This window comes from Actinomadura decatromicini (genome assembly GCF_008121305.1).
Taxonomy (GTDB): Bacteria; Actinomycetota; Actinomycetes; order Streptosporangiales; family Streptosporangiaceae; genus Spirillospora; species Spirillospora syzygii.
Genome location: NZ_VSRQ01000004.1, coordinates 474,358 through 488,309, shown reverse-complemented (window position 1 = coordinate 488,309; position 13,952 = coordinate 474,358). Strand labels below are relative to the sequence as shown.

Genomic DNA, 13,952 nt, shown 5'->3' with positions numbered 1-13,952 from the left:
ACTAGGGTGCTCCCCGCCCGACCACAGGAGTGTTCGTTGCCTGTTGCTCCCGACCCGCCGGCCGTCCCCGAACCCCCGCCGCCGCCCGCTCCCGAGGACGCGGCCACCTGGGCGGAGTTCACCGGCAGGCTCCGCGCCCTGTACGACTGGTGCGGACGCCCGAAGTACCGGGCGCTCTGCTCGCGCTGCCCCGGACTGTCGCCCGCGACGGTGTCCAACCTCATCGGCAGGAACCCGCTCACCACGCCGTCCGAGACGGCGACGGCCCGCTTCGTCGAAGCCTGCCTCCGCTACCGCGACCGGCCCGACCCGGAGGCGGAGGTCGCTCGCTGGACCGCGCACCGCACGCTGATCGCCGCCGACACCCTCGTGCCCGACACCGCGACGCCCGAGGACGCGACGATCGGCGAGACAGGTGGGCGTGGACGTTGGTACGCGGGGGCCGCCGCCGCGCTGGTCGTCGTCGCGTTGGCGGCCGGGGTGGCGGTGTTCGTCGTCGCGGACGGCGACGACGGGGAGGCCGCCGAGGGGTGCCGTCCTCTTCGCGGCACCATCGAGGACTCGCGGACGCACCAGACCTGGCCGAACCTCTTCCAGTGCCCGAACCGTCCGCGCGTCGACGTGTACGAGAAGGCCGCCTTCGGTACCAAGGTCGCGGTCCTGGAGACGGACCCGAGCTGGTTCATCTGCTGGACGCGCGGCGAGCGCCACTCCGGCGGAAACGACGTCTGGTACTACACGCAGGGCGACCGGGCGACGGGGAGGCCGGAGCTGAACGGATGGGGCTACGTGCCCGCCTCCACGCTCCGGACGGCCCGGGCGCCCGATCCCGCGATCACCCGCCGGTGCGCCTGACCTGCGCGATCACTGTTCTGAACGGTTTGGAACGGATTTTGCCCGGCGGCGCGAACCCGGCTCGGCGGGCCGCCCGTCTACCGTGCCGGGGGTACCCCGCACGCCGGGCCCACGGCGTTCACCCCGCGAGTCCACGCATGACCGCCACGGAAGGGGTGAGGCGACGGGTGAAGGACCGCGTGCAATTTCGGATCTTGGGCCCGCTACGCGCCGGGGTGCGGGGGCGCCCGGTCGACCTCGGCGGCGGCCGGTCCCGGCTGGTGCTGGCCGCGCTGCTCCTCGAACCCGACCGGCCGGTCCCGGTCGAACGGCTCGTGGACGCGGTGTGGCCGGACGGCCCCCCGGCGTCCGCCCGCACCCAGATAGCCATCGCCGTGTCGGGGCTGCGGCGCGCGTTCCGCCACGCGGACAGCGGCGCGGGGCACGTGATCGAGACGGTCCGGCCGGGGTACCGCGTCCCGGCCGAGGCGGGGACGATCGACGCGCTCGCCGCCGCCGACGAGATCGCCGCGGCCCGCCGGGACGCGGCGGCCGGGCGTCTCGCGGACGCCGCCGGACGGTTCCGCGCCGCGCTCGCCCGCTGGGACGGCCCCGCCCTCGCCGGGCTCACCGGCCCCCACATCGAGGCGGGCGCGGCCCGCTGGGACGAGCTGCGCCTGACCACAATAGAAGAGGCCGCGCAGGTCGACCTGGTGCTCGGCCGGCATCACGAGCTGGTCGGCGACCTCATCGGCCCGGTGGGGGAGAACCCGTACCGGGAGCGGTTGCGCGTCCTCCTGATGCTGGCGCTGGCGAGGGCGGGACGGCAGAGCGAGGCACTCGACGTGTACCGGGAAGGCCGCCGCAAGCTCACCGAGGAGCTGGGCCTGGAGCCCGGACGCGAGTTGCGGGACGTCCACGCCGCCATCCTGCGGGACGACCCGTCGACGCATCCGCGGCCGCCGGTCGTCTCGACACCGGCGTCCTGCGAGGCGCCGCGCGAGCGGGCGCTGCGCTGGCGGCGGACGGCGGGCCCGTCCCGCGCCGCGCGCGACTGCTGACCGCGGGCGCGCCGCACGCGCCGCGCGCCGTGCGGCCGCGGACGGCGGAAGGCCGCCGAGGGCGCGGCTCTCGGCGGCCTTCCGGGGTCGAACCGGGATCGGTGACGTCCCTAGTTCACCCATTTGTGGGAGCGCATGAGCTGGCCCTCCCAGAAGCTGCCCCGCTGACCTGCGGAGATCGTGCCCCAGTACGCCTCATAGTTGGCGAACTCGTAGACCTTGACCTTGCTGTAGGAGCCCGTGTAGCCGTTGTTCCAGTAGGAGCTGACGAGGAACGTCGGCCTGCACCGGACACTTCCTCCCCACCAGTCGGGGTCGTCGCCGCTCCACGCGCATCTGGTGCCCGTGCCGTCCTTGCCGCTCCAGACGCAGAAGTCGCCCTTCGCGCAGGAGCCCTGCCAGGCGGCGACCCGCGTGCCGACCCGAGCCGTGCCGACCCGAGCCGTGCCGACCCGAGCCGCGTCGGCCTGCGCGGCGGCGAGCGTCAGGAGGGCGGCGAGCCCGGCGACGGCGAGCCCGGCGACGGCGATCCGCGTCGTGCGCACGCCGGGCCCTACCGCGACCACTGGTGCGAGCGGATCGACAGGTTCGCCGCGTTCACCGGCTGGGCCGTGACCGGCAGCGGGTCGGAGATCTGCCCCGAGTAGTTCGCGTACCGGTAGAACTTGACCTTGTTGTACGGGTCGCTCGTGTACCCGTTGTTCCAGACGCTGTTGACCCGGAAGCCGTGCGGCCTGCACTGCACCGCGCCGCCCTGCCAGTCGGGGTCGTTGCCGTCCCAGTTGCAGCGGGTGCCGGTGGCGTTCGGGCCGCTCCACACGCACACGTCGCCCTTCGGGCAGGTGCCCGCGGTGGCGGTGGTCGTGGCCGCCAGCGCGGCCGACGGCGCGGCGGCGACGACGGCCCCCGCCGCCACCGCCCCGGCCAGCAGCCCGATTCGGATCCTGCTCATCTCGTTCCCCGTTCGTCGTGGCGCGGCCCGGTGGGCGGGCGGCGCCTTCGGTGACGCGTACGACGCTACGGACGGGCGTTATCGAAGCCTTATCGGCCGCGCCGAGCCGCCGCCCGAGCCGCCGCCCCGGCCGTGGCCCGGCGGCCGTCCCGGGGCGGGGCGGGGCTCCGTTTCGGGGGCGCTGGCCGGGTAGATCATCCAGCGACATGCCTGGCGGAGGGGGGCTGCGGCGGCATGCTGACGCTGGTTCTCGCCCATGCCGTCGCGGCCGTCGCCGTGCCCTGGGCCCTCGGCCGCCACCGCCGCGCGATGGGGTGCGCCGCCGCCGTCCTCCCGCTGGCGACCGCGGTGTGGGCGGTGAGCCGGGCGGGTGGGGCCGACGTCACGTCCAGCCTCGAATGGGCGCCCGACCTCGGGCTCGCCGTGGACCTACGGCTCGACGCCCTCGCCGTCGTCATGCTGGTGCTGGTCGGCGGGGTCGGGGCCGTCGTCCTCTGCTACTCCGCCTGGTACTTCGAGCGGCCCGAGCGGCTGCTCACCGGGACGCTGATCGCGTTCGCGGGCGCGATGACGGGGCTGGTGCTGGCCGACAACCTCCTCGTCCTCTACGTGTTCTGGGAACTGACCACGGTCAGCTCGTTCATCCTGATCGGCGCGGCCCGCCCCGACCGGGCGGCGGACCGGCGGGCCGCCGTCGAGGCGCTGCTCACGACCACCGCGTTCGGCCTCGTGATGCTCGCCGGGTTCGTGCTGGTCGGGCAGTCCGCCGGGACGTACCGGATCTCCGCCCTGCTCGCCGACCCGCCCGGCGGCGGCGCGGCGCGGGCGGGCGCGGTGCTGGTGCTGCTCGGCGCGTTCGCCAAGTCCGCGCAGGTGCCGCTGCACGGCTGGCTGCCCGCCGCGATGGTCGCGCCGACGCCGGTCAGCGCCTATCTGCACGCGGCGGCGATGGTGAAGGCGGGCGTCTACCTGGTGGCGCGGCTCGCGCCCGCGTTCGCGGACGACGGCGTGTGGCGTCCGATGACGGTCGCGGCCGGGCTCGCAAGCCTGCTCGTCGGCGGCGTGATCGCGCTGCGTAGGGACGACCTGAAACGCCTCCTCGCCTACGGGACGGTCAGCCAGCTCGGCCTGCTCATGCTCCTCCTCGGCGACGGCACCCGGACGGGCGCGCTCGCGGGCGCCGCGCTGCTGCTCGCGCACGGCCTGTTCAAGGCCCCGCTGTTCCTCGCGGTCGGCGTCGTCGAACACGAGACGGGGACGCGCCGCGCCGACCGCCTGTCCGGGACGGGACGGCGGCTGCCCGTCCTCGCCGCCGCCGGGACGGCCGCCGTCGCGTCCATGGTCGGCCTCCCGCCGTTCCTCGGGTTCGTGGCGAAGGAGGCGGCGGTGAAGGCGTTCGCGCACGGCGGGCTGGACGCCGCCGTCCTCGCCGGGGTGGTCGCCGGGTCGGCGCTGACCGTCGCGTACGGCCTGCGGTTCCTGCACGGCGCGTTCGGCGGCGCGGCGGACGAGGCGGCTGACGGGAGCCGTGCGGGCGAGCCGTGGGGGCTGGTCGCGCCGGTCGCGGTGCTCGCGGCGGCCGGGTTCGCGCTCGGCGTGTACCCGGCGCCGGTGCAGAGCCTCGTCGGGCCGTACGCCGCCGCGCTCGGCCCGGACACCGGGTTCGAGCTGACGCTGTGGCACGGCTTCGGCCTGCCCATCGGGCTCTCCCTCGTCGCGCTCGTCGCGGGCGCCGCCGTCTACGGCGCGGCCGGCCGGACGTTCCCGGCGCGGCCCGTCCGATGGCGGGTCCCGGACGCGCAGCGCGCCTACGACGGCGCGGTCGAGTCCGTCCTCGCGGGCGCGCACGCGGTGACGCGGCGCGTGCAGATCGGTTCGCTGCCGGTCTACCTCGGCGTCATCGGCGGCATGGTGCTCGTCCTCCCGGGGACGGCGCTGGTCATGGCCCTGGTCGACGGGGACGGCACGGCCGCCCCGGCCGGAGAGCTGCGCGGCTGGGACGAACCCGCGCAGCTCGTCCTGTCCCTCGTGGTGGCCGGGTGCGCGCTGGCCGCGCTGCGGTCGCGGCGTCGGCTGTCGTCCGCGCTGCTGCTCGCGGGCGTCGGCTACGGGACGGGCGGCCTCTTCGTCGTGCACGGCGCCCCGGACGTCGCGCTCACCCTCCTCGTCGTGGAGACCCTGTCGCTGATCATGCTCGTGCTGGTGCTGCGGCGGCTGCCGGACCGGTTCCCGCCGCGCCGCCGCGGCGTCCCCGGCCGGATCGCGACCGCGGCGACCAGCCTCGCCCTCGGCGGGTTCGTCGCCGCGTTCCTGCTGGTCGCGGCGCTCAGCCGGACCACGAGCCCGGTCGGCCCCCGCTACTCCCGGCTCGCCGCCGAGGAGGGCGCGAAGAACGTGGTGAACGTGATCCTGGACGACCTCCGCGCGCTCGACACGCTCGGCGAGATCGCGGTGCTGGCGGTGGCGGCGATCGGCGTCGTCGGGCTGGTCACGGCCGGGCCGGCGCCCCCGCCCGACGAAACCGCCACGGGCGCGCCCGGCGGGGCGGAGCGGTGGCTCGCGGCGCCGGGGCGCCCGCCGCTCGCCGGGTCGTCGGTGGTGCTGGAGGCGACGGCGCGGCTGCTCGGCCCGACGATCCTGCTGTTCTCGATCTACCTGCTGGTCGCGGGGCACGGCCGGCCCGGCGGCGGGTTCGTCGGCGGGCTCGTCGCCGGGATGGCGTTCGTCCTGCGGTACCTGCCGGGCGGGCGGCGGGAGCTCGCGACCGCGCTGCCGGGACGGCCGAGCGTCCTCGTCGGCGGCGGGCTGGCGCTCGCGGTCGCGGCGGGCGCGTCCGGCTGGGCGTCCGGGGGCGCGTTCCTGCACCCGGAGACGCTGCGCGTGTCGGCCCCCTGGATCGGGGACGTCAAGGCGTCCACCAGCCTGCTGTTCGACCTCGGCGTGTACCTGCTGGTGCTCGGGCTCGTCGCGACGATCCTGACGACGCTCGGCGCGGCGCTGGAGGAACCGGACGCGGCCGGCACGGAGGAGTGGCCGTGAGCGGGCCCGCGCTGGTCCTCGTCGCGGTGGTCGCGGTGCTGTTCGCGGCCGGCTTCGAGCTGCTGATGCAGCGGTCGCTGATCCGCGTCGTCGTCGGGTTCATGCTGCTCGGCCACGGCGCGAACCTCCTGCTGCTGATCGCGGGCGGCGCGGCGGGCGCGCCGCCGCTGCTCGGCGGCCCGCACCGCGGCCGCCGGATGGCGGACCCGCTGCCGCAGGCGATGGCGCTGACCGCCATCGTGATCACGTTCGGCGTGACGGCGTTCCTGCTGGCCCTCGCCTACCGGAGCCGGCTCCTGCTCGGCGAGGACGAGGTCCAGGACGACGTCGAGGACCGCCGCGTCCGCGCCGAGCGCCGCCGCCGGGACGAGCTCCGGGCCGAGGCCGCCGACCCCGTGGAGGAAGGGGAGGGTGGCGGCGGGTGAACGTCCTCGTTCCGCTGCCGTTCGCGCTGCCGCTGCTCGGCGCGGCGCTGGCGATGGTCAGCCGCCGCCGCAACACCTGGCTGCGCGTCCTCGCGCCGCTCGTCGCGGCGGGCGTGGTCGCGGCCGCCGCCGGGCTGGTCGCGGCCGTCGCGCGGGACGGGACGATCGCCGTCCAACTCGGCGGCCATCCCGCGCCGCTCGGCATCACGCTCGTCGCGGACCGGCTGTCGGTGCTGCTCGTGACGGTGTCCGCCGCCGTGCTGCTGGCGATCATGCTGCACGCGGTCGCGGAGGGCGCGGCCGTCCACGACGGCCGGGAGCCGGGCGTGTTCTACCCCGCCTACCTCGCCCTGACCGCCGGGGTGTGCCTGCTGTTCCTCGCCGGGGACCTGTTCAACCTGTTCGTCGCGTTCGAGATCATGCTCGCGTCGAGCTACGTGCTGATGACGCTCGTCCCGAACGCCGAGCGGATGCGGGCCGGGATGACCTACACGGTGGTCAGCCTCACGTCCTCCATCCTGTTCCTCACCGCGCTCGGGCTGACCTACGCGGCGACCGGGACGGTGAACCTCGCCGACCTGTCCGGCCGCGTCGCGGACCTGCCCGCCGGGACGCGGACCGCGCTCGGCCTGCTGTTCCTCGTCGTGTTCGGCATCAAGGGCGCGATCGTCCCGATGCACCTCTGGCTGCCCGACAGCTACCCGGTCGCCGTCACCAAGGTCACCGCCGTGTTCGCCGCGCTGCTGACGAAGGCCGCCGTGTACGCGCTGATCCGCGTCCAGACGCTGCTGTTCCCGCGCGCGCACGAGTCGTGGACCATGCTGGGGCTGGCCGCCGCGACGATGATCGTCGGGACGCTCGGCGCGCTGGCCCACGACGACATCCACCGCGTGTTCTCGTTCACCCTCGTCGGGCACATCGGGTACATGCTGTTCGGGCTCGGGCTGTTCAGCGTCGCGGGGCTCACCGGGGCGATCCTGTACCTCGTCCACCACATCGTGGTGCAGGCGACGCTGTTCCTGGTCAGCGACCTCATGCAGGGGCGCGCCGGGGAGACGTCGCTGCGCAGGCTCGGCGGGCTCGCGCGGCTGTCGTCGTTCATCGCGGTGCTGTTCCTCGTCCCGGCGCTGAGCGTCAGCGGGGTGCCGCCGTCGTCGGGGTTCGTCGCGAAGCTGGCGCTGTTCCAGGCCGGGCTCGGCGCGGGCGGGCCGCTCGCCTACGCCGTCACGGGCGTCGCGATCGTGGCGAGCCTGCTCACCCTGATGGCGATGACGCGGATCTGGACGCTCGGCTTCTGGCGCCCCCGGCCGGACGACGCCGCCGAGCCGCCCGCGCCCGAGTCGTACACGCGGGGCGGCGTGCGGGTGATGCGGTCGGTCACCGCCGCGCTGGTCGCGGCGGGGCTGCTCATCGCGGTGTTCGCCGGTCCGCTGTCGGCGTGGAGCCGCCGCGCCGCGACCGACCTGCTGGACCCGGCCGCCTACCGGCACGCCGTCCTGGACGGGGAGCGCCGGTGAACCGCCACGTCGGGTCGCGGCTGGCGATGGGCGGATGGCTGCTCGCGGTGTGGCTGCTGCTGTGGGGGCGCGTCGACGGCGCGACGCTGGTCGGCGGGATCGCGGCCGTCCTGGTCGCCTACCGGGTGACGCGGCTGCCGGCCGTCCCGGTCGTCACGCGGGTGCGGCCGGTGCGGCTCGCCGAGTCCGCGCTGGAGTTCGCCCGGGACCTGGTGGTGTCGAGCGCCGTCATCGGATGGCACGCGCTGCGCGACCCCGGCCGGATACGCGGCGCGATCGTCGAGGTCGCCGCGCGGTCGCGGTCGCAGGTCGTGCTGATGACGGTGATGACGAGCATGTCGCTGCGTCCCGGCACGCTCCTCGTCGGCGTGGACTGGGACCGGGCGGTGCTGCGCGTCCACGGCATGCCCGTCCGGGACCGGGCGGAGGCGGACGCGGTGCGCGACGGCGTCCTGCACACCGAGCGGGGGCTGATGCGCGCCCTCGTCGTCCCGGACGACCCGCTGCCGGACGATCCCCGAACGGAGGAGCGATGAGCACCGTCTACGACGTCACGCTGGCGCTGCTGGGCGCGGCGATCCTGCTGACCGCCGCGCGGCTGGTGCGCGGTCCGACGCCGTTCGACCGGATCATGGCGCTGGACGTCCTCGCCGTGCTGCTGGTCAGCGGCATCGCGGTGCGCGCCACCGCCCGGGACGAACCGGCGAGCGCGACCATCCTCGTGGTGATCGCGCTGCTCGGCTTCGTCGGCTCGGTGTCCGCGGCCGGTCTCGCCGCCGAGCGGGCGGACCGGACATGACCGCCGCCGACGTCGCCACCGCCGTGCTGCTGCCCGCCGGGGCGGGCTTCTCCGCGGTCGGCGCGCTCGGCGTGGTGCGGTTCCCCGACCTGCTGAGCCGCCTGCACGCCGCGACGAAGCCGCACACGATCGGGCTGCTGCTGATCCTCGCGGGCGCCGGGGCGCAGGTGAGCACCGGCCCGGCCGCCGCGTCGCTGCTGCTGGTCGCGGTGTTCCAGTTGATCACCGCGCCGGTGGCGGCGCAGACGATCGGCGCCGCCGCCCACCGCGCGGGCGCCGTCGACCGCGCCGCCCTCGTCCTGGACGAGACCCACGAGGCCGACGAGCCCGGCGAATGAGCCGCGATCACTCCTCGGTGGCGGGGCTGCCGCCCGCGACGACCTCGGCGAGCAGGTCCTCCTCGGTGGCGCCGCGCCGCCAGTAGCCGGTGAACGTGACGGCGCGCCGGTCCAGCCCGCGCTCCTTGACGAGGTGGCGGCGCAGCGCCTTGACGACGGCGGACTCGCCCGCGATCCAGGCGTAGGCGCCGTCCGGGATCGCGGCGGCGCGGACCGCGTCGACCAGGCCGCCGGGGGACGTCCACGTGACGTCCGCGTCGGCGGCGGTCGGCAGCTCCTGCCGGTCCGCCGGGTCGGGGACGTCCACCCAGGCCCGCACGGACGTCCCGGCGGGCAGCGAGGCGAGGTTCCCGGCGATGGCGGGCAGCGCGGTCAGGTCGCCCGCGATCACCACCGGGACGCCGGGCGGCGGGCGGAAGTCGTAGCCGCCGTTGTCCGGCCCGGTGGGGCCGAGCACGGTGATCCGGTCGCCCTTCCCGGCGGCCGCCGCCCAGGTCGCGGCCGGGCCGGACGGGGCGGACGGCCCGTGGTCGTGCAGCGCGAAGTCGACGTCCAGCTCGCCGTCCCGCCGGTCGCGGACGGTGTAGGAGCGCATGATGCCGCGCTCGGCCGGGTCCAGCGCCCGCCAGTCGGCGAACCAGGTGTCGCCGCCGGTGCCGTCCGGCATGACGGGCGCGTCCTGGTGCGGGTGCGGCAGGAAGATCTTGAAGCGCTGGTCGCGCCCGGCGGAGACGAAGCGGGTCCCGTCGGGGTCGGCGCCGTCCAGGGCCGTCCCGCCGAAGGTGACCCGGACCATGGACGGGCCGAGCCGCTCGGATCGGAGGACGTGCAGGTCGAAGAACGCGTACGGGTGGGCGGGGGTCGGCATCGCGCAGCCTTTCAGCCGGTCTTCTTCGCGGACGTGACGGTGGCGGCGAGGGCTTCGAGGATCGGGGCGCAGCCCTCGTAGGAGAAGCGGGGCTCGGGCTGCCACGGGACGACCTGTCCCGCCGCCACGGCGGGGAGCTCGCGCCAGGACGGCTTCGACCCGAGGTCCTTCGGCTGGAGCGCCTGCGTCCGGGCGTCGAGCAGGATGACGTCGGCCTTGTACTTCCCGGCGTTCTCCCAGCTCAGCTCCTCGAAGTAGCCGTCCCGTCCGGTCTTGTCCGGGACGATCAGGTCGACGCCCAGCTCCTTGAAGTAGATGAGGTCGGTGTTCTTGGCCGGGCTCGACGCGTAGAACAGGTCGGGGCTGGCGGACGCGGCGAGCACCTTCAGCCCGGCGTTGGCCTTGGCCGCCGCGCGCAGCGCCTCGGCGGCCTTCTCGAACCGCGCCTTCGCGGCGGTCACCTTGGGCGCGTCCAGGTCGGCGCCGAGCGCGGCGGCGAGCGCGGCGGTCCGTTCGAGGGGCTTCGGCAGCGCGACCGCGCCGGTGGAGATCGCGACGCTCGGCGCCAGCGCGAAGATCTTCTCCTTGCTCTCCGCGGGCACGTAGAAGAGGTCGCCCGGCACGAACATGTTGTCCACGAGCAGGTCGGGACGGAGGGCGGCGTACTTCTCGATGTTGAACTCGCCGTAGGCGTTGCCGATGACCTCCAGCCGGTCGACCGGCAGGTTCCCGGCCTGCGGGTCGGGCTTGCCGTCCTTGAGCCTCGTCGGGCCGAACACGCCGACGAGCCGCTTGTCGACGCCGAAGTCGTACAGGGCGGCGGCGGTGCCGACGTAGCCGACGACGCGCTCCGGCCGCCGCTTGAGCCCGACCTTCGTGCCCCGGTCGTCGGTGAACGACCACGCGCCGCCGCCGGACGGGGACGCCGTGCCCTCTCCGTCGCCGCCGCCGCACGCGGCCGCGAAGGCGCCCAGGGCGAGCGCGCCGCCCGCGCCGAGCAGGCCCCTCCTCGTGAGCCCGCTCGTGAGCCCGCCGCGGACGATCTGCCGGACACCGGTATTCGACATTTCGGACTATCTCCATGAATCAACTGCGACGGCCATATTTCGACCTGGACGGCGTTAGGTTAACCTAACCTAAGTTCTTGTCCAGTGGCAGGGGCGTCCCGGTCGCAGGGACGGCGGTCCCCGGCCCGTCCCCCCGGAGCCCGCCAGGTGTTGGTGACCAAGCCCCCGCCCGAGGCGCCTCCCGCCCGGCGCGCGCCGGGCGGGAGGCGCGCCGCCGGGCTCGCCGCCGCGACGCTGCTCCTGCTGGTCGCGGTCATGCTGAGCCTCGCGGTCGGCGCGCGGCCGCTGTCCCTCGGCGAGGCGTGGGACGGGCTGTTCCACGCCGACTCGGCCGCGTCCACGGTCGTGCGCGAGATGCGGCTCCCGCGCACCCTGCTCGGGCTCCTCGCGGGCGTCGCGCTCGGCCTCGCCGGGGCGGTGATGCAGGCGCTCACCCGCAACCCGCTCGCCGACCCGGGACTGCTCGGCATCAACGCGGGCGCGTCGGCCGCCGTCGTGTCCGCGATCTCGTTCCTCGGCGTCACCTCGTTCACCGGGTTCGTGTGGTTCGCGTTCGCGGGCGCCGGGGCGGTCGCCGTGCTGCTGTACGCGGTCGGCGGCGGGCGCGGCGCCACCCCGGCGCGGCTCGCGCTCGCCGGGTCCGCGCTGAACGCCGCGCTGTTCTCCTACGTCAGCGCCGTGCAGTTGCTCGACACCGCGTCCCTGGACCGCATGCGCTTCTGGACGGTCGGCTCCCTCGCCTCCGCGCAGAACCACACGATCGTGCGCGTCGCGCCGTTCGTCGCCGCCGGGCTCGTGCTGGCGCTGCTGCTGGCCCGTCCGCTGAACGCGCTGGCGATGGGCGAGGACGCGGCCCGCGCGCTCGGCGCGAACCCCGGCCGCGCCCGGATCGCCGCGATCCTCACCGTGACGCTGCTGTGCGGCGCGGCGACGGCTGCGTGCGGGCCGATCGTGTTCGTCGGGCTGATGGTGCCGCACCTCGTCCGCGCGCTGACCGGGCCCGACCTGCGCTGGCTGTTCCCGTACTGCGCCGTCCTCGCCCCGGCGCTGATGCTGGCGGCGGACGTCCTCGGGCGCGTCGTGGCGCGGCCGTCCGAGCTTCAGGTCGGGGTCGTGATGCTCGTGGCGGGCGGGCCGGTGTTCCTGTACTTCGTCCGGCGTCCGCGTGCGAGGACGGTGGCGGCGTGACCGTCGTCAGGACGCCCGGCGGGCTGTCGTTCCGGTTCCGGGGCCGCGCGCTCGCCGTCGCGGCGGCCTGCCTCGCCGTCGCGCTCGGGACGGGCGTGCTCCTCATCGGCAGCGGCGACTTCCCGATGAGCCCGGCCGACGTCGTCCGGACGCTGCTCGGCCGGGGCTCGGCGGCCGACGACCTCATCGTGAACCGGCTCCGGCTGCCGCGCGTCGCGACCGGGCTCGCCGCCGGGGCCGCGCTCGGGCTGGCCGGGGCGGTCTTCCAGTCGCTCGTCCGGAACCCGCTCGGCAGCCCGGACGTGCTCGGCTTCAGCCAGGGCGCCGCCACCGGCGTGCTCGCCGTCATCGTGCTGACCGGCGGCGGCACCGCCGCCGTCGCGGCGGGCGCGGCGGGCGGCGGCCTCGCGACCGGGCTCGTCGTCCTCGCGGTGGCGGGACGGCACGGCGCGCACGGGCAGCGGCTCATCCTCATCGGGATCGGCGTCGCCGCGATCCTCACCGGCGTGAACGGCTACCTGCTCACCCAGGCGCGGATCGTCGACGCGGCCCGCGCCGTCCTGTGGCTGACCGGCAGCCTCGACGGCCGCGACTGGGCGGACGCCGCGCCCGTGCTCGGCGCGCTCGCCGTCCTCGGGCCGCTCGTCCTCGTCGGCTGCGGGCGGGCGCTGCGCATGCTGGAGATGGGCGACGACGCCGCGCACGGCCTCGGCGTGCCGATCGAGCGCGTCCGCCTCGTCCTGCTGGTCGCGGCGGTGCTGCTCACCTCGCTCGCCGCGGCGGCGGCCGGCCCGGTCGCGTTCGTCGCGCTGACCGCGCCGCAGCTCGCCAGGCGGCTGACCCGCACGCCCGGCCCGAACCTGCTGTCCGCGGCCTGCATGGGGGCGGCGCTGCTGGTCGCCGCCGACTTCGCGGCGCAGCGCGCCTTCCCCGGCCACCAGCTCCCGGTCGGCGTGGTGACCGGGCTGCTCGGCGGCGGATACCTGGTCTGGCTCCTCGTGACGCAACGCAAGACGGGACGCATCTGATGGAACATCTGACGGAGCACGCCACGGAGACCGCGCGGCTCACCGGCACCGGTCTGACCCTCGCCTACGACAAGCGCGTCATCGCCGAAGACCTGGACGTCGCCGTCCCGGACGGCTCGTTCACGGTGATCGTCGGCCCGAACGCGTGCGGCAAGTCGACGCTGCTGCGGGCGCTCGCGCGGATCCTGAAACCGTCCGCCGGGACGGTCGTGCTGGACGGCCGCCCCATCGCGGACTGGCCCGCGAAGAAGCTCGCCCGGACGCTCGGCCTGCTCCCGCAGTCGTCGATCGCGCCGGAGGGCATCACGGTCGCCGACCTGGTGTCGCGCGGCCGGTACCCGCACCAGAGCCTGCTCCGCCAGTGGTCGCGGGAGGACGAGCGGGTCGTCGCCGAGTCGATGGCGGCGACCGGCGTCCAGGAGCTCGCCGCCCGGCACGTGGACGAGCTGTCCGGCGGGCAGCGCCAGCGCGTCTGGATCGCGATGGCGCTCGCCCAGCAGACGCCGCTGCTGCTGCTCGACGAGCCGACGACCTACCTCGACATCGCCCACCAGATCGAGGTGCTCGACCTGTGCGCCGGGCTGCACGAGGAGGGGCGCACCGTCGTCGCCGTCCTGCACGACCTCAACCACGCCGCCCGCTACGCCACGCACATCATCGCCATGCGGGACGGCGGCATTGTCGCGGCGGGGGAGCCGTCGGAGGTCGTCACGGCGGAGCTGGTCGAGCGGGTGTTCGGGCTGCCGTGCCAGGTGATCGACTGCCCGGAGACCGGGACGCCGCTGGTCGTCCCGGCGGCGCGCGGACGGGTCCCGGCGCTGCGCTGACCCCGCCGG

15 protein-coding genes are annotated in these 13,952 nt (G+C 75.5%); 11 read left to right on the top strand and 4 right to left on the bottom strand.

Going from position 1 to position 13,952, the window contains the following annotated elements:
* The first annotated feature begins 36 nt into the window (after window positions 1–36).
* Window positions 37–855 carry a hypothetical protein gene (locus tag FXF68_RS42465; RefSeq protein ID WP_187438023.1) on the top strand — a complete coding sequence of 273 codons (819 nt, stop codon included), beginning with the start codon at window positions 37–39 and terminating at the stop codon, window positions 853–855.
* Between the two features lie 179 nt (window positions 856–1,034).
* On the top strand, window positions 1,035–1,895 hold the full coding sequence (locus FXF68_RS20740; RefSeq protein ID WP_187438022.1) for an AfsR/SARP family transcriptional regulator: 861 nt from the start codon (window positions 1,035–1,037) through the stop codon (window positions 1,893–1,895).
* 110 nt (window positions 1,896–2,005) lie between these two features.
* Here FXF68_RS20740 and FXF68_RS20730 read toward each other — a convergent pair whose 3' ends face one another.
* Window positions 2,006–2,440, bottom strand: coding sequence for a peptidase inhibitor family I36 protein (locus FXF68_RS20730; RefSeq protein WP_246178829.1), 435 nt, complete (start codon window positions 2,438–2,440; stop codon window positions 2,006–2,008).
* Window positions 2,441–2,448: 8 nt separating this feature from the next.
* Window positions 2,449–2,847, bottom strand: coding sequence for a peptidase inhibitor family I36 protein (locus FXF68_RS20725; protein ID WP_148761669.1), 399 nt, complete (start codon window positions 2,845–2,847; stop codon window positions 2,449–2,451).
* A 234-nt stretch (window positions 2,848–3,081) separates the two neighbouring features.
* Between FXF68_RS20725 and mbhE the strand changes: the two genes are divergently transcribed.
* Genes mbhE through mnhG form a run of 6 tightly spaced genes read left to right on the top strand, consistent with a single transcriptional unit; the run spans window position 3,082 to window position 8,965 of the window.
* Window positions 3,082–5,886, top strand: coding sequence for a hydrogen gas-evolving membrane-bound hydrogenase subunit E (gene mbhE / locus FXF68_RS43100; protein WP_148761667.1), 2,805 nt, complete (start codon window positions 3,082–3,084; stop codon window positions 5,884–5,886).
* The gene (locus tag FXF68_RS43095; protein WP_222870019.1) at window positions 5,883–6,311 is read left to right on the top strand and encodes a Na(+)/H(+) antiporter subunit C; all 429 of its coding nucleotides are present in this window, start codon (window positions 5,883–5,885) and stop codon (window positions 6,309–6,311) included. The genes mbhE and FXF68_RS43095 overlap by 4 nt, the downstream gene beginning before the upstream one ends.
* Window positions 6,308–7,828, top strand: coding sequence for a Na+/H+ antiporter subunit D (locus tag FXF68_RS20710; protein WP_148761665.1), 1,521 nt, complete (start codon window positions 6,308–6,310; stop codon window positions 7,826–7,828). Before FXF68_RS43095 ends, FXF68_RS20710 begins: the two co-directional genes overlap by 4 nt.
* On the top strand, window positions 7,825–8,364 hold the full coding sequence (locus tag FXF68_RS20705) for a Na+/H+ antiporter subunit E (RefSeq protein ID WP_148761663.1): 540 nt from the start codon (window positions 7,825–7,827) through the stop codon (window positions 8,362–8,364). The genes FXF68_RS20710 and FXF68_RS20705 overlap by 4 nt, the downstream gene beginning before the upstream one ends.
* Complete coding sequence (locus FXF68_RS20700; protein WP_148761661.1) at window positions 8,361–8,627, top strand: MrpF/PhaF family protein; 267 nt, start codon at window positions 8,361–8,363, stop codon at window positions 8,625–8,627. Before FXF68_RS20705 ends, FXF68_RS20700 begins: the two co-directional genes overlap by 4 nt.
* Window positions 8,624–8,965, top strand: a complete 342-nt coding sequence (gene mnhG / locus FXF68_RS20695; RefSeq protein WP_148761659.1) for a monovalent cation/H(+) antiporter subunit G — start codon at window positions 8,624–8,626, stop codon at window positions 8,963–8,965. Before FXF68_RS20700 ends, mnhG begins: the two co-directional genes overlap by 4 nt.
* A 7-nt stretch (window positions 8,966–8,972) precedes the next feature.
* On the opposite strand, the gene FXF68_RS20690 is transcribed toward mnhG, so the two are convergent.
* Together FXF68_RS20690 and FXF68_RS20685 are read right to left on the bottom strand one after the other, a co-directional pair.
* Entirely contained in the window at window positions 8,973–9,833 is an 861-nt protein-coding gene (locus FXF68_RS20690; protein ID WP_148761657.1) for a siderophore-interacting protein, read from the bottom strand.
* 11 nt (window positions 9,834–9,844) lie between these two features.
* Entirely contained in the window at window positions 9,845–10,900 is a 1,056-nt protein-coding gene (locus tag FXF68_RS20685) for an ABC transporter substrate-binding protein (protein ID WP_148761655.1), read from the bottom strand.
* Between the two features lie 153 nt (window positions 10,901–11,053).
* Between FXF68_RS20685 and FXF68_RS20680 the strand changes: the two genes are divergently transcribed.
* The 3 genes from FXF68_RS20680 to FXF68_RS20670 are packed head-to-tail and all read left to right on the top strand — an operon-like array spanning window position 11,054 to window position 13,943.
* A complete protein-coding gene (locus FXF68_RS20680) occupies window positions 11,054–12,088 on the top strand; it encodes a FecCD family ABC transporter permease (RefSeq protein ID WP_246178828.1) in 1,035 nt (344 codons plus the stop codon).
* The gene (locus FXF68_RS20675; RefSeq protein WP_148761651.1) at window positions 12,085–13,116 is read left to right on the top strand and encodes a FecCD family ABC transporter permease; all 1,032 of its coding nucleotides are present in this window, start codon (window positions 12,085–12,087) and stop codon (window positions 13,114–13,116) included. Before FXF68_RS20680 ends, FXF68_RS20675 begins: the two co-directional genes overlap by 4 nt.
* Window positions 13,116–13,943 (top strand): ABC transporter ATP-binding protein, encoded by an 828-nt coding sequence (locus FXF68_RS20670; RefSeq protein WP_148761649.1) that lies wholly within the window; start codon window positions 13,116–13,118, stop codon window positions 13,941–13,943. Before FXF68_RS20675 ends, FXF68_RS20670 begins: the two co-directional genes overlap by 1 nt.
* The last annotated feature ends 9 nt before the right edge of the window (window positions 13,944–13,952 follow it).